The sequence below is a fragment of the Pseudomonas sp. DE0010 genome (genome assembly GCF_007680745.1).
In the GTDB taxonomy this organism is placed as follows: Bacteria; Pseudomonadota; Gammaproteobacteria; order Pseudomonadales; family Pseudomonadaceae; genus Aquipseudomonas; species Aquipseudomonas parafulva_B.
Map to the genome: position 1 here is coordinate 94,850 of NZ_VEJQ01000016.1, position 19,625 is coordinate 114,474.

The 19,625-nt window shown below is 60.8% G+C and carries 20 protein-coding genes and 1 tRNA gene; 12 read left to right on the forward strand and 9 right to left on the reverse strand.

Going from position 1 to position 19,625, the window contains the following annotated elements:
- Window positions 1-134: 134 nt before the first annotated feature.
- Window positions 135-1,355 (reverse strand): MFS transporter, encoded by a 1,221-nt coding sequence (locus tag FS767_RS13885; RefSeq protein ID WP_144966286.1) that lies wholly within the window; start codon window positions 1,353-1,355, stop codon window positions 135-137.
- A 419-nt stretch (window positions 1,356-1,774) separates the two neighbouring features.
- Here FS767_RS13885 and FS767_RS13890 point away from each other — a divergent pair, with 419 nt between their 5' ends.
- Together FS767_RS13890 and FS767_RS13895 are read left to right on the forward strand one after the other, a co-directional pair.
- Window positions 1,775-2,338 carry a hypothetical protein gene (locus FS767_RS13890; RefSeq protein WP_144966288.1) on the forward strand — a complete coding sequence of 188 codons (564 nt, stop codon included), beginning with the start codon at window positions 1,775-1,777 and terminating at the stop codon, window positions 2,336-2,338.
- A gap of 22 nt (window positions 2,339-2,360) precedes the next feature.
- The gene (locus FS767_RS13895) at window positions 2,361-2,738 is read left to right on the forward strand and encodes a hypothetical protein (RefSeq protein ID WP_144966290.1); all 378 of its coding nucleotides are present in this window, start codon (window positions 2,361-2,363) and stop codon (window positions 2,736-2,738) included.
- A gap of 66 nt (window positions 2,739-2,804) precedes the next feature.
- On the opposite strand, the gene FS767_RS13900 is transcribed toward FS767_RS13895, so the two are convergent.
- Entirely contained in the window at window positions 2,805-3,578 is a 774-nt protein-coding gene (locus FS767_RS13900; protein ID WP_144966292.1) for an alpha/beta fold hydrolase, read from the reverse strand.
- A gap of 225 nt (window positions 3,579-3,803) precedes the next feature.
- On the opposite strand from FS767_RS13900, the gene FS767_RS13905 reads away from it, so the two are divergent.
- Window positions 3,804-4,589, forward strand: a complete 786-nt coding sequence (locus tag FS767_RS13905; RefSeq protein ID WP_144966294.1) for an EAL domain-containing protein — start codon at window positions 3,804-3,806, stop codon at window positions 4,587-4,589.
- Window positions 4,590-4,599: 10 nt separating this feature from the next.
- Here FS767_RS13905 and FS767_RS13910 read toward each other — a convergent pair whose 3' ends face one another.
- Window positions 4,600-5,559, reverse strand: coding sequence for a cation diffusion facilitator family transporter (locus tag FS767_RS13910; RefSeq protein ID WP_144966296.1), 960 nt, complete (start codon window positions 5,557-5,559; stop codon window positions 4,600-4,602).
- A 12-nt stretch (window positions 5,560-5,571) separates the two neighbouring features.
- Entirely contained in the window at window positions 5,572-6,927 is a 1,356-nt protein-coding gene (locus tag FS767_RS13915; RefSeq protein ID WP_144966298.1) for an APC family permease, read from the reverse strand.
- A gap of 430 nt (window positions 6,928-7,357) precedes the next feature.
- Between FS767_RS13915 and FS767_RS13920 the strand changes: the two genes are divergently transcribed.
- Complete coding sequence (locus FS767_RS13920; RefSeq protein ID WP_144966300.1) at window positions 7,358-8,869, forward strand: YdgA family protein; 1,512 nt, start codon at window positions 7,358-7,360, stop codon at window positions 8,867-8,869.
- Between the two features lie 224 nt (window positions 8,870-9,093).
- The gene (nadA, locus tag FS767_RS13925; protein WP_058604303.1) at window positions 9,094-10,152 is read left to right on the forward strand and encodes a quinolinate synthase NadA; all 1,059 of its coding nucleotides are present in this window, start codon (window positions 9,094-9,096) and stop codon (window positions 10,150-10,152) included.
- A gap of 164 nt (window positions 10,153-10,316) precedes the next feature.
- Here the strand turns inward: nadA and FS767_RS13930 are convergent, their stop codons facing one another.
- Entirely contained in the window at window positions 10,317-11,753 is a 1,437-nt protein-coding gene (locus tag FS767_RS13930) for a M48 family metalloprotease (protein ID WP_144966302.1), read from the reverse strand.
- Window positions 11,754-11,873: 120 nt separating this feature from the next.
- On the opposite strand from FS767_RS13930, the gene FS767_RS13935 reads away from it, so the two are divergent.
- Entirely contained in the window at window positions 11,874-12,113 is a 240-nt protein-coding gene (locus FS767_RS13935) for a sulfurtransferase TusA family protein (RefSeq protein WP_023536286.1), read from the forward strand.
- A gap of 18 nt (window positions 12,114-12,131) precedes the next feature.
- Window positions 12,132-13,202, forward strand: coding sequence for an AI-2E family transporter (locus tag FS767_RS13940; protein WP_058638493.1), 1,071 nt, complete (start codon window positions 12,132-12,134; stop codon window positions 13,200-13,202).
- Window positions 13,203-13,244: 42 nt separating this feature from the next.
- Here the strand turns inward: FS767_RS13940 and FS767_RS13945 are convergent, their stop codons facing one another.
- Entirely contained in the window at window positions 13,245-13,718 is a 474-nt protein-coding gene (locus FS767_RS13945; protein ID WP_058638492.1) for a peroxiredoxin, read from the reverse strand.
- Between the two features lie 10 nt (window positions 13,719-13,728).
- The gene (locus tag FS767_RS13950; protein ID WP_023536329.1) at window positions 13,729-14,289 is read right to left on the reverse strand and encodes a glycine cleavage system protein R; all 561 of its coding nucleotides are present in this window, start codon (window positions 14,287-14,289) and stop codon (window positions 13,729-13,731) included.
- 259 nt (window positions 14,290-14,548) lie between these two features.
- On the opposite strand from FS767_RS13950, the gene dapA reads away from it, so the two are divergent.
- From dapA to FS767_RS13975, 5 genes are all read left to right on the forward strand, one after another.
- Window positions 14,549-15,436, forward strand: a complete 888-nt coding sequence (gene dapA / locus FS767_RS13955) for a 4-hydroxy-tetrahydrodipicolinate synthase (RefSeq protein WP_100851039.1) — start codon at window positions 14,549-14,551, stop codon at window positions 15,434-15,436.
- Window positions 15,437-15,451: 15 nt separating this feature from the next.
- Complete coding sequence (bamC, locus tag FS767_RS13960) at window positions 15,452-16,573, forward strand: outer membrane protein assembly factor BamC (RefSeq protein WP_058638490.1); 1,122 nt, start codon at window positions 15,452-15,454, stop codon at window positions 16,571-16,573.
- The gene (locus tag FS767_RS13965) at window positions 16,574-17,332 is read left to right on the forward strand and encodes an MBL fold metallo-hydrolase (protein ID WP_027914235.1); all 759 of its coding nucleotides are present in this window, start codon (window positions 16,574-16,576) and stop codon (window positions 17,330-17,332) included.
- A gap of 29 nt (window positions 17,333-17,361) precedes the next feature.
- Entirely contained in the window at window positions 17,362-18,072 is a 711-nt protein-coding gene (gene purC, locus FS767_RS13970; protein ID WP_016498342.1) for a phosphoribosylaminoimidazolesuccinocarboxamide synthase, read from the forward strand.
- A gap of 92 nt (window positions 18,073-18,164) precedes the next feature.
- Window positions 18,165-18,254, forward strand: a tRNA-Ser gene (locus FS767_RS13975).
- A 71-nt stretch (window positions 18,255-18,325) separates the two neighbouring features.
- Here the strand turns inward: FS767_RS13975 and FS767_RS23525 are convergent.
- A complete protein-coding gene (locus tag FS767_RS23525) occupies window positions 18,326-19,171 on the reverse strand; it encodes an RHS repeat-associated core domain-containing protein (protein ID WP_371921592.1) in 846 nt (281 codons plus the stop codon).
- A 220-nt stretch (window positions 19,172-19,391) separates the two neighbouring features.
- The coding region (locus FS767_RS13985) for a transposase (RefSeq protein WP_141250027.1) at window positions 19,392-19,625 on the reverse strand (234 nt) is incomplete at its 5' end.

A 19,625-nucleotide genomic window follows, 5' to 3' on the forward strand; every position in this document is an offset into this window, starting at 1 on the left:
GCCCATACGGCCCGCCATGACCGCGCAGTTAGATGAAGCGCAACTCATTCTTCCCAGGCAGGCGCGACCGAGCCAGCGGGAGCGTCAGCGTTCAGGGGCGCGAACGCCCGGGCGTGGGACCGCGGGCAAGTTTTTCATTTTGCGGCGTTGGCCTGCGCGGACAGGTCTTGTTGTTTCTGTCCGGATATGCCCATGCCAAAGGCCAACAGCAGCCCTAGCGCGGCTAGGCCGGCGGCCAGCCACAACGTGGCGGGCAAGCCGAGGATATCCACGGTCTGTCCACCGGCCCATGAGCCCAGCGAGATACCGACGTTGAATACACCGACATAAAGGGCGGTGGCGACCTCCACGGCCGTCGGCGCGGCTTTCATCATCCAGGTCATCAGACCCACCGATACACCGCCGTAGGCCAAACCCCAGGCGATAAGTACCACGGCGCCGCCAACTGGCGTGTCGCCGATTGTCAGGAACAATATTGGCGTCAGCAACAGACCCAGGGCGATGGTGGTCAAGGTCAGCGTGGTGCGCCGCGCCGCACTAATGCCAGCCAGGAAATTACCAATGATGCCGGCGATACCGTAGGTGAACAGCAGGGCGCCGATCCACTGCGGGTCGAAACCGGACACGGACAGCAACAGCGGGCGTACGAAGGTAAATGCCATGAAGTGCCCAGCTACCAGCAACAGGGTCAACAGCAACCCGGCCTGTACGCCACGGTTGGTGAACTGCGCGACGAACTGGCGCACGGTAACCGAACTGTGCACCGGTAAGGACGGAATCACAGCGAGGTGAATCAATAGAACCACGCCACCGAGTATGGCCATGCTGCCAAACGCCCAACGCCAGCCGGCAAATTCTCCAATGAGCGCCCCCAGCGGCACGCCGAGCACGGAGGCTGCCGCCACGCCGCCGAAGATGATTGAGGTGGCCAAGCCGATCGAGTGCCCTGGGACGAGTCGCGCGGCCAATCCCCCCGCGATGGCCCAGACGCCACCCATGCAGAAACCGACCAACACCCTTGCGGCTAGCATCCACGCCATGCTCGTGGCCATCGCCGAGGCAATGTTGGCGATCACCAGCAGGCCCAGCAAACCACATAGAATCCAGCGCCTGTCGAGGTTGCCTGCCGCAATCACGACCAGCGGCGCGAAGAAGGCCGCCAGCAGCGCCGGCAAGGTGATCATTAGGCCTGCGCTGCCGGTAGAGGTGCCCAGTTCCTCGGCGATGGTCGTAAGCAGGCCTACCGGCAGCATTTCAGTGGTTACCACGGAGAACGTGGCAACCCCTGCAGCTATGACTGCCAGCCAGGGGTGGCGGGCGGTCGTTGCATGGGCAGCGTTTGCAGATGAGCACATGGTTGCAAATCCCTTGAATGATAATCAGGCGTCGCTGGTTCCACGAGGTCCCCGTGGCGACACGGATCATTGAAACTTCCCTACGGGCGAACATTGCCGCTTGCTTTAATCATACATTCTGAATGTATAAAAATGAAGCGCTCTCGTTGGCCGTTAACCCCGTCACCCGGTGGGTGTTTGGCAGTCATTAGAGGTTCAGCCGAAATCAGGCGGTTGACATGTGTTTGCGAGCGGGATCATGGTGAACATTTGCCTTCATCCATTGCCCAGAAACCATGGAAGTTATGGCCATCGGCAAAGCACTCGCTCAACCGCTCGGAGCGTAGGGCTATCTAGTCCAGATGTACTAGATAGCCCTTTGCCCACTACTGCGGATGGGAAAATTTTCCGTCTAAGTAATGGCAGAGAGATGGCCAGTCATGCGCTTCCCAGTGAAACAACTGCTGTCGCTTGCACTCCTGTTGGGTGCTTTACCCGTCCATGCGGACACTGCCCAAAAGGGCGACTACTGGGTAGTGCATCATCAAGCCAGCCTGGGCAAGAGCAAGGTGTACCTTGCAGATGGCGACCCCAGTAACATCTACGAGCGCCCCGGTGGCGCCAAATCCGTGGGCGTCTATCTGTTTGACCAGCAGCCCGGCAAGCCCGATTTCACAGTCTACGACGTCGAAGTCGATTGCAGGAACAAGCGGGCAAGGGTCACAGGGGCGCTCGACTTCAGCAGCGTGGCCAATACCTTGCGCAAGGCCAAGTTCTCCAATCAATGGCAGGGCGATCAACAACCGTGGTTGGCGCAAAGCCGTAATTTCATCTGCAAGCCAGCTGAGCGCCAAGCCCTCAAGATGGAGCACCTGGGCGTGATGTCAGCTTCGCAGCTGAGCCGCTCTGGCCCCCAGCTATTCGAGATACTGAACCGCGAAGCGCTCAGGGCCGAGATCATCAGGCAGATCGACCACGCCTTCACACAGATGCCTGCCAAGTAACTGGCCACCAAGGAGAGAAACCATGATCCGCCTGCTTGTGTTTTGCCTGGGCGCTGTCCTGCTTGGCGGTTGCTCGTCACTTGAGGCAACCAGTGCGTGGAAAGGCCGCCCGGTCGGTGAGCTGATCGACTATTTCGGTGTGCCCAGGGTCATCATGGTGGCGCCTGATCAGGACATGGTGGTGCTCAGGTACGTGCGCGACAGCACGTATATCTCCCGGGAGGCTGCGGGCACTTACACCGGCCCTGAAAATGGCCAATTGGTACACCGCGAGTATTGGCAGGATGTCGAGCATTCAGGCAGTTGCGAAATCAACGTCTTTGTCGACAGGGCGCACGTGGTGCAGAAAGTCAGGGCCAATGGTCGCTGTGTGGTCATCGACATGGCGCCCAAGGCGTAGCCCGGTAGTGGGAAGCCGATACCGGGCAAAGGGGCGTTAAGCGATGACCGCTTTCGCCCCCCGTCATCACTGATTCAAAAAAGCTTCCACCACAGGCAGTAGCCATTGCGGGTGCGTTTCATGAGGTGAGTGATCAGCCAGCGCCAGGTTCAACAGCTGCGCCCCAGGCACTTGCTCTACCAGCTCCAGGGCATTGGCGCGTGAAACCAGGCGATCACGATCGCCACGCACTACCAGCAATGGCGCGGTAATGCGACCGACGTTGGTGGCGGGATACCCGTGCTCGCTGTCATCGAGCCACATCCCCCGCACGGCCTCCAGCAACCTTGCAAAGTCCGGTTGCGGGTTGATCGCCTCATAGCGAGCCACATCTTCGGCAAACAGGTCGCGCCACTTCGCGGCGGTAATGCTCTCGTACAGGGCCCGCGCAGGGTCGTTCTCTCCCAGCGCCCAGTGAGCCCCGATGGTGACGAGCCTATCGACCGTCACAGCCTGCGAGGCAGCCATGCGCAACGCGACGATTCCGCCATCGCTGTGCCCGATCAGGCTGACGCGTTCAAGCGCCAGATGCTCGATCACCCGCTCCACGTCGTGCTGCATGCGTTCATAAGTAAGTGGTGCGCTGCCCAGGGTGGACATGCCCTGGCCGCGGCTGTCGATGCCGATTACGCGCCAGCGGTGGGCTAAATGCGGGGTGATGGCGTTGAAGGTTTCGATATGTCCTAGGCCGCCATGCAGCAGGACCAGTGCTGGTGCGTCAGGTGCGCCCAGTTGTTCGTAATAAAGGCGTGCATCACCGACGGTGAGGTACTCGCCGCCCCGGTGGTTGAAGACAGTCATGTCGAAGTTGTCCATGTCGTCAGCTGTTATATCCGGCGCCAGTGTACCGAGTTGCCCGCTCAAGCCCAATGAATCCGAGCTGCCAGGCCTTTTTATCTGGTCTTTACCTTGCGCACCGCACCTCTGGGCAAGCATGCTGTCAAAGTGCCAACAACGCTGTCCCGACGTTCTAACGATCGTGTTATTCCAGCGCTACTTTCTCTTCATCAAGCTGCCGGAGACACCATGGCCGATTTGATCTTTGCGCAGCCTTTCGAAGCTGTGGGTTGCAAGCAATGCCGTGAGATGGCGGACCTCGGGTTCGGCATCACCATGGCCTTCCAACCTATTGTTCACCAACCTTCGGGTAAACCGTACGCCTACGAGGCGCTGGTCAGAGGTGTAGCGGGGGAGGGGGCTGCGCAGGTGCTGGCCAAGGTTACACCCGATAACCTGTATCGCTTCGACCAGGCCTGCCGGGTCAAGGCCATCGAAAAAGCCTCCGAGCTTGGGCTCAACCGTGTGCAGGATTGCAAACTCAGCATCAACTTCCTGCCCAATGCCGTGTACCGTCCCGCCACCTGTATTCGTGCAACGCTCGAAGCCTCCAGGCAGTTCGATTTTCCGGCCGACAGGCTGATCTTCGAAGTGACCGAAGGCGAACGGGTCGAGGACACCGAACACCTGAAGTCCATCTTTCGCGAGTACGACCGGCAGGGCTTCACCACGGCCATTGACGATTTCGGATCGGGCTACTCGGGCTTGAACCTGCTTGCCGAGTTTCAACCGGACCTGCTGAAGCTGGACATGGCGCTGACACGCAACCTTGGCGCCGACCCAGTGCGCCAGGTGATTGTGGCAGGCATCGTGCTGGTGGCGCAGCGGCTGGACATTCTGCTGGTCGCCGAAGGCGTGGAAACAGAAGCCGAGTGCCAGGCGTTGGCAGCCTTGGGTATCGAGCTGATGCAAGGCTACTATTTCGCCCGCCCTGAAATCGAAGCGCTGCCGCTGATCGAACGCCTGCGTGGCTGAGTGCTGATGGCTATTCGGCCCACTCGGGGTCGCCGGTAAACACCACCGTCAGCCAGCGGTTGGGCCCTTCACCGCCGATGGCCTCGCCGATCTCGTTGCGCCAGGCATCCCACTGTTCAATGGTCTTGGCCGCCATCTGCGGCGGTACGATGAAGTACAACTCAATCTCCCGTGAGCGCCCCACCTTGGCCACATAGGCGCGGTAGGACTGCAGGCCATGGCGCTCGACGAAAGCCTGCGCAACCACATCCACATGCTGCTTGAGATCGCCCGGGGTGACGAGAAAGATATCCGCCAACGCCTGGCGAACGACCGACATCGGCAGCGGCACGATCACCAGACAGACCAGTGCCAGCACGGCCGGGTCAATGTAGGGCGATACCCATTCAAGCGATGTGCCCTGCACGGCATAGCCAAAGCAGAAGGCGATCAGCAGCGCTGCCGTGATGCTGGCGGACATCACCCAGCCCTTGACGTCCATGGCGACGAAATCCGAGCGCAGCTTGCGGTTGGCCTTGCCCTCGATCACCGCGATGGTCACGCAGGCGGCGACGGTAAGCGCCGCATAGACCATGGCGATACCGAATTCCAGGTGACGCCCACCTTCCAGCAGGCTGCTCACGGCGTTGATCAGGGCATAGATGGCGACCCCGCTGAGCAGGATGCCATTGAGTGCCAGCACCATGGGTTCCAGGTGCCAGAAGCCCATGGTGAAGCGCTCACGCAGTTTGCGCGACATCTGCAGGCTGCTGGCATGGGAGGTGATCAGCCTGACCACCATCAGCGACAGCCCGCTCATGCTGGCATCCACCAGCGAGTAGACGCCGTCGAACACGATGGAAAACGAGCCCGACGCCAAGCCAAAGGCAATGCCGATGCTGGCGATGAACAGCGTGACCGCGATCGAGGTGCGCAGCAGGCCCTGCTCAGTGGTGATGTCGAAGAAACCGGTTGTGGTTGAGCTATGCATGGTCGGTACGCGTCATCCCTCGGCGATACAGTTGGGCGGCGCCGCACGGAACGCCTTGGTCAACCAGGCCAGGTACACCAGGCCTAGCGTGGCCCAGATCCCGCCGAACAACAGCGAGTGCACGTTCAGGTCCAGCCACAGCGAAACGATGATACAGAAGCCAGTGGTAGGCAGTACCAGGTACTTCAGTTGGTTGGCCAGCCCTCGGCGATTGCCCTCTCGCAGGTAGCAGTGATTGATCACCGACAAGTTGACGAAGCTGAACGCTACCAATGCACCGAAGTTGATGATGGAGGTGGCGGTGACCAGGTCGAAGAAGATGGCCGACAGCGAAATCACCCCTACCACGGCAATGTTCAGTACGGGTGTCTTGTAGCGCGAATGCAACCGCGCAAAAACGCTCGCGGGTATGACCTTGTCACGGCCCATGACATACAGCAGGCGCGACACGCTGGTTTGCGACGCCAGCCCCGAGGCGATGGTGTTGATTACCGTGCACGCGATGAAGACCGACTGGAACAGCTTGCCGCCCACGTACAGGGCGATTTCCGGCAGCGCCGCTTCCTGATCGTGAAAGCGTGCCATGGTGGGAAAATAAGCCTGGATGAAGTAGGAAACGGTGATGAATACAACGCCGCCGATCAATGCCGTCAGGAAAATAGCCCGCGGTATGGTTTTGGCCGGGTCACGCGTTTCTTCGGACAGGCACGTGACCGCATCGAAACCCAGGAACGAGAAGCACAGAATGGTTGCACCTGCCGCCAGGGCGCTCAGGTGGGTCTGCTGGTCGGCGAAGGGCAACAGGCTCCATGCCGTGCCCAGCCCTTCGCCCTGGTCCAGCCCGCGTATGCACAGGTAGATGAACACCGCGATGATCGCCACCTGCACGCCGACGAACAGCAGGTTGAAATGCGCAACCAGGTTGACGCTGCGCATGTTGATCAGGCTGATCAGGGACACGAACGCCACCACCCAGACCCACGGCGCCACCTCAGGGAACATGGCAGACAGGTACAGCTTGGCCAGCAAGGCGTTGACCATGGGCAGCAACAGGTAATCCAGCAAAGAGGACCAGCCCACCAGGAAGCCCACGTGTGGATTGATGGCACGTTGTGTGTAGGTGTAGGCCGAGCCCGACTGGGGAAAGCGCTTGACCAGGGTGCCATAGCTGACGGCCGTGAACAGGATCCCGGCAAGGGCCAGGATATAGGCGCTCGGCACGTGCCCTGCGGTGATGCCTGACACGATGCCGAAGGTGTCGAACACGGTCATGGGCGTCAGGTACGCCAGGCCAATGATGATCACATGCCATAAACGCAAGGTCTTGCGCAGTTGGCCGGCTTCGGGTGCGTAGGGTTCAGGCTGCATGCTGGCGTGGCTCCTGGACGAAGGCTTGAAAGACAGGCACAGCGCAGGGCGCAGGCAGCAGCGGCGAGCGGGTGGGCTCCATATTGTTCACCTTTATGTAGGAGCAGCAGAGGCGCAATCGGGTCACGCGAGTGATCAAAATAAAAAACGAAGGCGTCTTAAGTGTCAAGTTAAACATGACAAGGTGTTTCGAAAGTAGGACTTTTATCGAGATTTGTAATGCATTAATCGTTTTTAATACGTTCTTGCAGGGCGAAAAGGTCATAAGTGTGTTCGTAAAAATTAACAGTTACGGCATGGGTTTCTGCAACCCTCTGCACAGCTGCAACGTGTAGCTGTTGCCGACGTGTCAAGGCTTCGGTGATATCCTCCATTTTCCTGGCTGCGTAGGTGGCGTGCGAGCCTTTATGGACATCAATCGGTTTTATTCATGAAGAAAACATCAGTAGGAATCTTGTCCGGTGTGGCGGCGGCCATTGCCGTGGTCGTCGTTGGCGGAGCCTGGTACACCGGCAAGCGTTTACCGGCCGAGCTGGATCATGCGCTGGCCCAGGGCAATGCGCAGTTGCAGAAGTCTCTGGCCAATACCGGCGGGAGTATGCGCATTGAGCGTGTATCGCTTGAGCAGCATTGGTTCAGCAGTACTGCCCGCTATCGCCTCATCGCGCGCGACGTGCGCGTCAGTAATAAAACGCTGACTAATTTCGAGGTTAGCCTGACCGATCACATCGAACACGGGCCGTTTCCATGGTCTCGCGTCAAGACGCTCAGGCTGATGCCCGTGCTGGCGCACAGCACCAGTACCCTGGACAAGGATGAAGGCACCTCTGCCTGGTACGACGCAGCCGATGGCCGCGTGCCTGTCAGCGCTCAGACCAGCCTGGGGTATGGCGGCAGCATCGACAGCGAGATTCATCTGGCGCCTGTAAAGGTTGAGGACAGTGACCGCGCTGGCCTGACCTTCTCCGGGTTGGACCTACAGGTCAGCGGTGACCGCGATGGCAAGGACTCGCGTTTTCACGGCAGTGCTGACCAATTCCTGGTGAAGATGGTCTACGAAGACCAACCCCCCGTCATTTTCGAGCTCAAGGGGCTCAAGCTAGGTGGCAAGCTGGCCGCAACCGCGTTTGATAACTTCTATGCGGGTAACGTTGACCTGTACCTGGCTGAAGCCAAGATGACCGTCGGGCCCAGGCAGCAGATGCTGGTGATAAAGGGCCTTGAGCAGAACATTCTGCAGGGTGTCGAGGGGCCCGAGACCGTAGGCGGGCGCGTCGAATACAAGCTTGGCGACATCACCTGGGATGGGCGAGCTGTCGGCAAGGCGCAGATGACTGTCAGCCTCAAGTCCATCAACGCGCCTGCTTTCCAGGCATTGTCCAACTGGTATGGGTCCCATTTGCCTGAGTTCGAGGCCGCCGCTGCCGCTGGGCAGCCAGTGCCACGGATCGACATGGACGAGGCCGAAAAGGCCAAGTTCCAAGGGGACCTGCGTGCCCTATTGGCCGCTGAACCCAAACTTGCGATCGAAGACCTCAGCTTCAAGACCGCCAATGGCGAGAGCCATTTCAACCTGGCGGCAGACTTCAAGGCCCCTGCTTCCTTTGATCTGCCAGAAGATCAAGTGGTCAGGCAACTGGTGAGTCAGGTCGTCGGCAAGCTCTCGCTCTCCAAGCCGATGCTGGGCGATCTGGCGACCCTGCAAGCGCTGCTGGACGGTCAGACCGATGCCCAGGCCATCGCCATGCAGTCCAGCCAGGCAGGGGAAATGGTCGGCTTGGTGGCGGTACAAAGTGGCTTGGGCACAGTGCAAGGCAGCGACGTGGTCAGCACGGTGCGCTATGCCGATGGCATGGTGGAATTCAATGGCCAGAAGATGACGCCTCAGGCTTTTGCCGCGCTCTTGCAGGCGCCACTGGCGGGGCTGTCGCCTCAACCCTGACAGCAGGTCTCTGCCCGCACCCGAGCCGCTGGTGCGAGGGCGGGTAGAGGCGCTTAAAAACCGCTTTAGAAATCCACGGTTTCTCTGTAGCCTTCGGCCTCCATAATAACCCGCGCCCGCAGAGGGCCGTGGCGGCCTGCGCCGTCCGGCGCCCTTAGCCGATCTGCCAGGGCCGGGTGATACACTCGATTTGATGCGCGCACGCGCTTGCAGGTCCAGCGATCATGACCCAGATTTCCGAACGCCTGTTGGTACAGGCTCACCTCGACGCCAAGCAGCCCAACCCGCTGACGGACGAGCAGCAGGCCGAATACCGTGCGGCCATCGCTGCCGAGCTCAAGGCGCAGAATGCCGTGCTGGTTGCCCATTACTACTGCGACCCGGTGATCCAGGCCCTGGCGGAGGAAACTGGCGGCTGCGTGTCCGACTCGCTGGAAATGGCCCGCTTTGGCAAGCAGCACCCGGCCGAGACGGTGATCGTGGCCGGCGTGCGCTTCATGGGTGAAACCGCCAAGATTCTCACCCCTCACAAACGCGTGTTGATGCCCACGCTCGAAGCGACCTGTTCGCTTGACCTGGGTTGCCCCATCGAAGAATTCTCTGCCTTCTGCGATCAGCACCCCGAGCGTACCGTGGTGGTTTACGCCAACACCTCCGCTGCCGTGAAGGCACGGGCCGATTGGGTGGTCACTTCCAGTTGCGCGCTGGAAATCGTCGAAAGCCTGATGGATAACGGCGAGACCATCATCTGGGGCCCCGATCAGCACCTGGGTCGCTACATCCAGAAGCAGACCGGTGCCGACATGCTGCTGTGGGACGGTGCCTGCATCGTTCATGAGGAGTTCAAGTCGCGTCAGCTTGCCGACATGAAGGCCCTGTACCCGGACGCCGCGGTGCTGGTCCATCCCGAGTCGCCGGAGTCGGTGATCGACCTGGCCGATGCGGTGGGCTCCACCAGCCAGTTGATCAAGGCTGCCCAGACGCTGCCTAACAAGACCTTTATCGTCGCCACCGACCGCGGCATCTTCTACAAGATGCAGCAGCTATGCCCCGACAAGGTCTTCATCGAGGCGCCCACTGCCGGCAACGGCGCGGCCTGCCGCAGCTGTGCCCACTGCCCGTGGATGGCCATGAACACCCTGGAGCGCGTGCTGCATTGCCTGCGCAGTGGCGGGGACGAGATCTTCGTCGACCCAGCCCTGGTGCCCAAGGCCATCAAACCGCTGAACCGGATGCTGGATTTCACCCAGGCGGCCAGGTTGAAGCTTTCCGGGAACGCGTGAGGTAAGCGCTGGCTGAAATGCAGGTCCTGGTGCCATGCCCGTCGCAGATGACTTGCCTAACAGCTAGGGCCTCTGTACGACGTTGCCGGTCCGGCGCGCCGGCGAGACCGCTCAGGCATGCTGTTCAACGTTGGAAGCGGTAACGCCCCAGACCCTGAAACGCTTCAGCGCCCCATCATCTCCCGCACCATGCGCTGCTGCTCCAGCACCTCTCGCTGGCGTTGGTCGATCTGAGAAGCCAGCGGGAAATTCCCCCCAGCGCGGCGCTTGGCGTAGTCGAGCTGCTGAATGGCCTGATCAAAGTCCCCCACCAAGGTGAAGTATTCCGCCCGCGCCCGGTGCAGGCCGATGGTATTGCCCGACAACCCGCGCACCTCGGCCATGTCGTACCAGACGTCCGGATCATCCGGGCGGCTCTTGATCAGGTCGTTCAATACCTTCTCCGCCTCGACCGGCTTGTTCTGCTTGACCAGCAGGTCGGCGCGCACCTGCTTGAGCGGGTAATTGCCCGGGTACAGCCCCTGCATGCGCTCGGCCCGCTGCTGTGCATCGGCCAGGCGATTGTTGGTGATATCCAGGTCGATCTGCGCCAGGTTGTAGGTAATGTCGTTGGGCGCCTTGGCCAGCAGCGGCTTGAGCATCTCCCGTGCTTCGTTGAGCTGACCGCCCTTGATCTGCGCCAGCGCCAACCCATAACGTGCCGCATCGAGTTTGGGGTCTTCGTCGAGCTGGGCGCGAAAACGCTTGGCCGCAAGCCCCGGCGTACCTTCATACGTGAGCGCTACCCGGGCGCGGATCAGCTGATAGCGCAGGCTGTCTTCCACACCGCCTTTTGGCGCCTGCTCTGCCCGGTTACGGGTGTCGGCGATCCGCGACTCGGTTACCGGGTGCGTCAACAGAAATTCCGGCGGCTTGGCGTCGTAGCGGTACTGACGCGCCAGGCGTTCGAACATGGTCGGCATGTTGCGCGGATCGTAGCCGGCCTTTTCCAGGTTCTGGATGCCGATGCGGTCGGCTTCCTGCTCGTTTTGCCGGGAGAATCTGCGCTGTTCCTGAATCGCCGCCGCCTGGGTGCCGGCAATCATGCCGATGCCGGCATCACCGGCGCCACCGGCCGCCAGCACGATACCGGTGAGCAACGCTGCCATCATCGGCAACTGCATGCGCTGCTGGGCCTCGATACCCCGGGCAAAGTGCCGTTGGGACAAGTGCGCCAGTTCGTGCGCCAGCACCGACGCGTACTCGCCTTCGGTCTGCGCGTTGAGGAACAACCCGCCGTTGACACCCACGATGCCGCCTGGCGCTGCAAACGCGTTGAGTTCGCGGCTGTCGATCAGGATGAATTCCAGGCGACGGTCCTGCAGCTGGCTGGTTTCGGCCAGGCGGTACACGCTGGTCTCCACGTAGTCCTTGAGCTGAGGGTCGTTGAGCTGGTTGACCTGGCCGCGCAACAGGCTCAGCCAGGCGCGGCCAAGCTGATGTTCCTGCTGTGGCGAGACGATCGCCGAACTGGCGTCACCCAGCGACGGCAGGTCGTCAGCATGGCCAGGCAGGGCCATCAGGCAGGCCAGCGTCAGCAGGGTAGGGCGCAGTAGATTCATGCACGAAGCTCGCGTCGGTCAAAGATTGCTACTGTAGCGGGCTCACACGTTGGCGACCAGTGGCGCTATCCTAGGCGGCCGATCAGGCCGTAGCCGGCATTGCCCTGGAGAGCCCCGTTGATGAGCACCCCCTTGACCTGTGACGCCGAACTCGATGCCAGCGGGCTGAACTGCCCGTTACCGCTGCTCAAGGCCAAGATGGCGCTCAATGGCCTGGCCAGTGGTGCCGTGCTCAAGGTCATCGCCACCGACGCAGGTTCCCAACGCGACCTTCGCACCTTCGCTAAATTGGCCGGTCATAGCCTGTTGCACGAAACGGCCGAGGCCGGTACCTACACCTACTGGCTGCGCAAGGCCTGAGTCCTACAAGGATCGTTCATGTTCAAAGTGCTACGCGACTGGGTCCAGCGCTACTTCTCCGATGAAGAAGCGGTGGTGCTGGCGGTCTTGCTGTTTCTGGCGTTCACGGCGGTGCTCACGCTGGGCGGGATGCTGGCGCCAGTGTTGGCCGGCATGGTGCTGGCGTTTCTCATGCAGGGGTTGGTCAACGCCCTGGAGCGTCTGCGAGTGCCTTCGAGACTGGCGGTCATGCTGGTATTTGCCCTGTTCATGGGCGCGCTGGCGGTGTTCATGCTGGTGCTGGTGCCGCTGCTGTGGCACCAGCTGATCACCCTGTTCAACGAGCTACCGGGCATGCTTGGCAAATGGCAGTCACTGCTGCTCCTGCTGCCAGAGCGCTACCCGCACCTGGTGTCGGACGAGCAGGTGCTGCATGCCATCGAGTCGGTCCGTGGCGAGATCGGCAAGTTCGGGCAATGGGCCCTGACGTTCTCCCTGTCCAGCCTGCCGCTGCTGGTCAACGCCATGATCTACCTGGTACTGGTGCCGATCCTGGTGTTCTTCTTCCTCAAGGACCGCGAGCTGATCGGCCGCTGGGTCAGTGGCTACCTGCCGCGTCAGCGCACCTTGCTCAACCGTGTGGGCAGCGAGATGAACCGGCAGATCGCCAACTACATCCGGGGCAAGGGCATCGAAATTCTGATCTGTGGCATCGCCACCTACATCGCGTTCATCGCCCTGGGCCTGAACTACGCCGCGTTACTGGCGCTGTTGGTTGGGCTGTCGGTGGTCGTGCCCTATGTAGGGGCGGTGGTGGTTACCGTGCCGGTGACACTGATCGCGTTGTTTCAATGGGGATGGGGAGACCAGTTCATCTACCTGATGACGGTCTACGCGATCATCCAGGCGCTCGATGGCAACGTGCTGGTGCCGCTGCTGTTCTCCGAGGCCGTCAGCCTGCACCCGGTGGCGATCATCTGCGCGGTCTTGCTGTTCGGTGGGCTGTGGGGGTTCTGGGGCATCTTCTTCGCCATTCCGTTGGCGACCCTGATCAAGGCCGTGCTGGACGCCTGGCCGCGTCAGGAGCCCAGTGTATCGCCCTTGCTCTGATAGCCATGGGGCTGCGCCGATGACCGACGCAGCCTGATCCGATCAGGCCTCGTTAAGGGCCTGGGCCGCTGCCAGTACGGCATCCACATGGCCAGGCACTTTCACCCCACGCCACGCTTGGCGCAACACGCCCTCCTTATCGATCAGGAAGGTGCTGCGATCCACGCCCAGGTATTCCTTGCCGTACAGTTTTTTCAGCTTGATCACATCGAACAGCTGGCACAGGGCCTCGTCCTTGTCGCTGATCAACTCGAACGGGAAGCCCTGCTTGGCCTTGAAGTTCTCGTGGGACTTCATGCCGTCGCGCGAGACGCCAAGCACCACGGTATTGGCGGCTTCGAAGGCGCCATGCTGATCGCGAAAGCCTTGGCCTTGGGTGGTGCAGCCTGGCGTGCTGTCCTTCGGATAAAAGTAAACCACCACCTGGCGGCCCTTGAGCGCGGACAGGCTGACCGTCTGCCCACTGGTGGCCTGGGCGGTGAAGTCGGGGACAGGTTGGTCAAGTGCAACGGCCATGGGAACCTCCTCAGACAGGGTTTTGTGGGCGCCAGGGCTCGATCAGGGCATCGAGGTTCAGCGCGTCGGCAAAATCCAGGAACTGGTCGCGCAGCCAACTGATCTGGGTGCCGGCCGGCAGGATCACCGTGAACTGGGCATTGAGCATGCTGCTGCCAGTCTGCGGTGCCAGGTAGGTGTCGCACGTCATGGCTTCGAGCTCGACACGGTGGTCAAGGAAGAACTGGCACAGCTCGTTGATGATGTCAGGCCGGTAGGCGGCGCTGACATAGGCCACGTAGGGCAGGGCCTGCGGGCGTACTTCCTGGTCGGCGCTGCGCACCACGTCGAGGGTCAGGCCGTGCTTCTTGCCAAGGCCGGGGAGCATGGCCTCAAGGCGCGCCAGGGCATCCCAGCTGCCGCCGACCTGCAAAACCAGTGCGCTGGTCTCGCCATGGCGGCTCAGGCGCGAGGTAACCACCGCGCAGCGGTTTTCGAAGGCAGCGCGGCTCAGTACATTGGCCAGCTCCATGGGGTTGGGCCCCAAGGCGCTGATGACGAGGAATTGTTCGCGGACAGTGGGGGTGGACATGCAGCATTCCTAAAGCGATGAGCGGTCGGTGCAGGACGGGCGAAAGCCTCCTGTAGGCAGCGCTCGGCACTCGCAGGCGAGGGCCGGGGCGCTGGCCGGGAGCAGGGTCTACGGCCCGGCGGGCCGTGCTGCACCGATCAAAGCATCAAGGGTAGCGAAATAAGGCGCCGAGGGGAATGCTCCGCCCGCCTGCTTCGCTTGTGCAAGGCCGATGCCCCCAGTACCATTACCGCTCTCTTTTTCCGGCAGGAGCAGATACATGATTGCGGGCAGTATGGTGGCACTGGTCACTCCCATGGATGCACAAGGGCGTGTTGACTGGGGCAGCCTCGACAAACTTGTAGACTTCCACCTGGAAAACGGCACCCACGCCATCGTCGCCGTCGGCACCACCGGTGAGTCCGCCACGCTGGATGTCGAAGAGCACATCCTGGTCATCAAGCATGTGGTCGAGCGCGTCAAGCGCAGCAAGAGCCCGATCCCGGTCATCGCCGGCACCGGTGCCAACTCCACTGCCGAAGCTGTGCACCTGACCCAGAACGCCAAGAATGCCGGCGCCGATGCCTGCCTGCTGGTCGTGCCGTACTACAACAAGCCGACCCAGGAAGGCCTGTACCAGCACTTCAAGCACGTTGCCGAGTCGGTCGACATCCCGCAGATCCTGTACAACGTGCCAGGCCGCACTTCCTGCGACATGCAGGCCGAAACTGTAATCCGCCTCTCGACGGTGCCCAACATCATCGGCATCAAGGAAGCCACCGGTGACATGGCCCGCGCCAAGGCCATCATCGAGGGCGTTGCCAGCGACTTCATCGTGCTGTCCGGTGACGACCCAACCGCCGTCGAGCTGATCCTGATGGGCGGCAAGGGCAACATCTCCGTCACGGCCAACGTCGCCCCGCGGCAAATGGCCGACCTGTGCGAGGCCGCCCTTGAGGGCAATGCCGAGAAGGCCCGCGCAATCAACGACACGCTCATGCCCCTGCACAAAGACCTGTTCTGCGAGTCCAACCCGATCCCCGTCAAATGGGCGCTGGTCGAGATGGGCCTGATGAAAAAAGGCATTCGCCTGCCACTGACCTGGCTCAGCGAAGGCTGCCACGACAAAGTCCGTACTGCCCTGCGCCAGTCCGGCGTACTGGTTTAAGAGGAAGTACCCTGCATGAAGCGACTGGCTGGCCTTTCTGCCCTTGCCCTGATCATCTCCAGCACCAGTGGGTGCGGCTGGCTGTGGGGCGAGGATGGTTATTTCCGCGACCGCGGCAGCGATTACCTGCAGGCGCACTCGACCGCGCCCATGCAGTTGCCTTCGGACGTCAGCGGCGTCAAGCGCCTCGACCCCCTGCTGCCCATCCCGCGCAATGTTGCCGACGACAACGTCAGCGGTGAGTACGAAGTGCCGCGTCCGCAGCCGCTGACCGGCGGTGCGGGCCAGGCCAACGACTACAGCCTGCAGCGCAGCGGCAGCAGCCGTTGGGTGCTGGCCCAGCACGCCCCGGCCGAAGTCTGGCCGGTGGCGCGTCAGTTCTTCGAGGACAACGGCTTCCGTATTGCTGAGGAGCGCCCGCAGACGGGCGAATTCAGCACCACCTGGCAGCGTTTCGACGAACTCTCGGCCTCCCTTGGTCAGCGCCTGGCCAGCACGGCCAGCAGCAACGACAGCGAAGTGCGCGTGCGTGTGCGCATGGAGCCCGGCGTGCAGCGCAACACCTCCGAGGTGTACGTGGTCACTGTCGAGCGTCCGGCTGGCAGCAGCGCCGAACCCGACTTCCCGTCCAGCTCCACCAACACCGGCGCCGACGCCCTGCTGGTCGACGAGTTGCTCGCCAGCATGAACCGCAGCGCCGAGAAGGGCGGTTCGGTGTCGCTGCTGGCCGAACGTGATTTCGATGTGCCGAACCGCGTCAGCCTGAGCGAAGACGGCAGCGGCAACCCGGTCCTGAACGTTGGCGCCGACCTGGATCGCGCCTGGTCCAGCGTTGGCCGTGCCCTGGAGCAGGGTGGCCAGTGGCGGGTCGAGGACATCAACCGCAGCCTGGGCCTGTACTACATCAACCTGTCCGAAAAACCCGAAGACAAAGAGAACAAGCCTGGCTTCTTCGGTCGTGTGTTCGGCAGCGAGCCCACCAAGGAAGAGCGCGAAGCCCGTGCCGAGCGCTATCAGGTACGCCTGAGCAAAGTGGGTGAAAACGTGCAGGTCACGGTCGAGAAGAACATCAACACCGTGGCTCCGGCCGACGTCGCTCGCCGTGTGCTGAGTGCCATTCAGGACCACCTGGGTTAAGTGCGCTTCGCCGTACTTGGAAGCGGTAGCCAGGGAAACGGCACGCTGATCGCCAGTGGTGATACCTACATCCTGGTCGATTGCGGCTTTTCCCTGCGCGAGACCGAGCGGCGCCTGGCGCTGCTCGGTGTGTCGGCAGCCCAGCTGAGCGCTGTGCTGGTCACCCACGAACATGCCGACCACGTGCATGGGGTTGGCCTGCTGTCGCGGCGCTACAATGTACCGGTCTACCTGAGTCAGGGCACTTTGCGCGGGCTGCGAAAGCCGGTGGAAGTGGCCGGTTTCCTGGCTTGCGGCCAGCGCCTGAGCGTCGGCAGCCTGGAGGTTACGGCATCGCGCGTAGAGCACGATGCCCATGAACCGTTGCAATACGTGGTCAGCGACGGCACACGCCGTTTCGGCATGCTGACGGACCTGGGCTCGTACGACGCGCGGCTGCTGGACGGCTATCGCGACCTGGATGCGCTGTTGATCGAAGCGAATCATTGCCGCGACATGCTGGCGCGTGGTCACTACCCCTACTTTCTCAAGCAGCGGGTCGGCGGCATGCGCGGGCATTTGAACAACCACCAGGCCGCGAGCCTGGTACATGAGCTGGGCTGGAATACCCTGCAGCACCTGGTGCTGGCCCACCTCAGCAGCAAGAACAACCTGCCACACCTAGCCCGCCAGTGCTTCGTCGACACCCTTGGGTGTGACCCTGACTGGCTTGAGGTGGCAAATCAGGAACACGGGCTCGACTGGCGCGCCATCGCCTAGCCCACCCCTCACGCAAGCGGAGCCCAATCATGGAAAAACGCGACGAACTCTACCGCGGCAAGGCCAAATCGGTTTACAAGACCGATGACGCCGACCGCTTGATCCTGCTGTTTCGCAACGACACGTCGGCCTTCGACGGCAAGCGCATCGAGCAGCTGGACCGCAAGGGCACGGTGAACAACAAGTTCAACGCCTTCATCATGCAGAAGCTCGAAGAAGCCGGCGTGCCGACCCAGTTCGACAAACTGCTGGGCGACAACGAGTGCCTGGTCAAGAAGCTGGACATGATCCCGGTCGAATGCGTCGTGCGTAACTACGCAGCCGGCAGCCTGGTCAAGCGCTTGGGCGTGGAGGAGGGCATCAAGCTGGAGCCGTCCACCTTCGAGCTGTTCCTGAAAAACGACGAGAAGGGCGACCCCTTCATCAACGAATCCCACGTTGTCGCCTTCGGCTGGGGCACCGCCGAGCAACTGGTCGAAATGAAGAAGCTGTCGCTCAAGGTCAACGAGGTGCTGACCAAGCTATTCGACGACGCCGGCCTGCTGCTGGTCGACTTCAAGCTAGAGTTCGGTGTCTTCCACGGCCAGATCGTGCTGGGCGACGAGTTCAGCCCCGACGGCTGCCGCCTGTGGGACAAGGAAACCCGTAAGAAGATGGACAAGGACCGCTTCCGTCAGGGCCTGGGCGATGTGATCGAAGCCTACGAAGAAGTTGCCAAGCGTCTGGGCGTGCCGCTGTAAGGCGCCCGCACACGCAAGCGCCTGATACCACGTGGTTTTTTTGAAAATAAAGGTTTGCGTTTTCAGAATTCGCTGGTATGATGCGCGGCATTGGAGAGATGCCGGAGTGGTCGAACGGGACGGATTCGAAATCCGTTGTACTGGCAACAGTACCTAGGGTTCAAATCCCTATCTCTCCGCCATACACTAGAAGCCCCGCAGGTTTAGGTCTGCGGGGCTTTTTAGCACCTGCGCTTTGACAATTATGGGTGCGCTATAAGGGCAGCCGTTCCGCCGGTGTTCTTGCGTTATCCAGCTTGGGCAAGCCTTGCTGATTCCGGGCTAGCTCGAGGCGGACAAGGTCTCTGGCCTCCCTGAGGCGCCCCATTCTCATACTGAAACCTTTCAAATTGAAAATATGCCTGCGGCTGATATCGGATCGCTGATCTGGTGTTATGGTCGCGGCATCAGGCCCGAATACATAATTCCGAGCACTCATGGCTATAGAATAATCCCGCCTGGACATACCAATCGCCTTCGGTATGAATCTTCTGTCGTTCATCATATATAAGTAAGCGCGTGTTGCGTTCACAATCGATTCATACTCGACAAGCGGCGCTATCTCAGCGTAGTCCGTCTTGTCAATTTTTGTAGATCGGGTCGCTCGGAACTTGGCTTTGAATGTGGGCGACAGTTTTGCGATTTTGATTTTTTTGAGCGCTCTCAATTGTTCAGTGCTGATTGCGTTCCTATTAGGGATCAACTCAGCCCGCTTGTACACGAGGGCATTGCTCCAGCTGCGCCCTGAGCCGTCCAGGCGATTCACTGGGTCACCACCGCAGTAACAGTAGGCATTTTTTCCGCCGTGAGCGAATGGGCTTTCACCATCAGCTGATGCGAAGCGCATCATGGTAGGGTTGTAGAGTCGATAACCGTTTCCGAGTATGTAGCTGCGCGACGGGGTGTCTAGCAGGTAGCTACAGAAACCCGACGACACGGAGCTTGTGTATTCAGCGAATCCATAACACGTATAAGAATGCCACGCGGGATGTAGGGGCATATTCACCTCCAGTTTGAAAAGGCCTTGATATCGTGCTGCATTCAATTTTTCAACTATCATTATTGCTAGGTGTGAAGTGGCAGTGCCGTTTTAAATCGCTTGCTCATCTGCCTATTTATAAGTGGGGGTGAAGTTTGGTCGTGGACGATTCGCATCATCTCTGCATGAAATTTGTTTATCCTTCCTAGCCTTGATTACTGCCATTAAACTGCAGATCAGGAGAGTGTCAGTTTTTTTGTGTGCGGGCCGATAACGGCCTACCGCCAGGCAGGCCGTGCTTTTACCAGGTAGGCCTGATAAATCGATCTCCGTACAGAATCGCAAATTGGTTCATCGCACTTTTCCAATCATGAGCTGCCGAGCCCCAGTTTGCCGTGATGTTACGCAGCCCAAGCCAGATCAGCTTGGTCGCTGCGTCATCCGTCGGGAAGTGGCCCCGGGTCTTGATGATCTTGCGTAGCTGAGCGTTGATGCTTTCGATAGCGTTGGTCGTGTAGATCACTTTTCGAATGGC

Coding starts and splice junctions, on each gene's coding strand:
- FS767_RS13935 (WP_023536286.1), top strand. CDS start 11,874: ATGAGCACCCCCTTGACCTGTGACGCCGAACTCGATGCCAGCGGGCTG.
- FS767_RS13940 (WP_058638493.1), top strand. CDS start 12,132: ATGTTCAAAGTGCTACGCGACTGGGTCCAGCGCTACTTCTCCGATGAA.
- FS767_RS13895 (WP_144966290.1), top strand. CDS start 2,361: ATGATCCGCCTGCTTGTGTTTTGCCTGGGCGCTGTCCTGCTTGGCGGT.
- FS767_RS23525 (WP_371921592.1), bottom strand. CDS start 19,171: ATGATAGTTGAAAAATTGAATGCAGCACGATATCAAGGCCTTTTCAAA.
- FS767_RS13950 (WP_023536329.1), bottom strand. CDS start 14,289: ATGTCCACCCCCACTGTCCGCGAACAATTCCTCGTCATCAGCGCCTTG.
- FS767_RS13945 (WP_058638492.1), bottom strand. CDS start 13,718: ATGGCCGTTGCACTTGACCAACCTGTCCCCGACTTCACCGCCCAGGCC.
- FS767_RS13905 (WP_144966294.1), top strand. CDS start 3,804: ATGGCCGATTTGATCTTTGCGCAGCCTTTCGAAGCTGTGGGTTGCAAG.
- FS767_RS13910 (WP_144966296.1), bottom strand. CDS start 5,559: ATGCATAGCTCAACCACAACCGGTTTCTTCGACATCACCACTGAGCAG.
- FS767_RS13920 (WP_144966300.1), top strand. CDS start 7,358: ATGAAGAAAACATCAGTAGGAATCTTGTCCGGTGTGGCGGCGGCCATT.
- FS767_RS13890 (WP_144966288.1), top strand. CDS start 1,775: ATGCGCTTCCCAGTGAAACAACTGCTGTCGCTTGCACTCCTGTTGGGT.
- FS767_RS13930 (WP_144966302.1), bottom strand. CDS start 11,753: ATGAATCTACTGCGCCCTACCCTGCTGACGCTGGCCTGCCTGATGGCC.
- FS767_RS13900 (WP_144966292.1), bottom strand. CDS start 3,578: ATGACTGTCTTCAACCACCGGGGCGGCGAGTACCTCACCGTCGGTGAT.
- dapA (WP_100851039.1), top strand. CDS start 14,549: ATGATTGCGGGCAGTATGGTGGCACTGGTCACTCCCATGGATGCACAA.
- nadA (WP_058604303.1), top strand. CDS start 9,094: ATGACCCAGATTTCCGAACGCCTGTTGGTACAGGCTCACCTCGACGCC.
- FS767_RS13915 (WP_144966298.1), bottom strand. CDS start 6,927: ATGCAGCCTGAACCCTACGCACCCGAAGCCGGCCAACTGCGCAAGACC.
- bamC (WP_058638490.1), top strand. CDS start 15,452: ATGAAGCGACTGGCTGGCCTTTCTGCCCTTGCCCTGATCATCTCCAGC.
- purC (WP_016498342.1), top strand. CDS start 17,362: ATGGAAAAACGCGACGAACTCTACCGCGGCAAGGCCAAATCGGTTTAC.
- FS767_RS13885 (WP_144966286.1), bottom strand. CDS start 1,355: ATGTGCTCATCTGCAAACGCTGCCCATGCAACGACCGCCCGCCACCCC.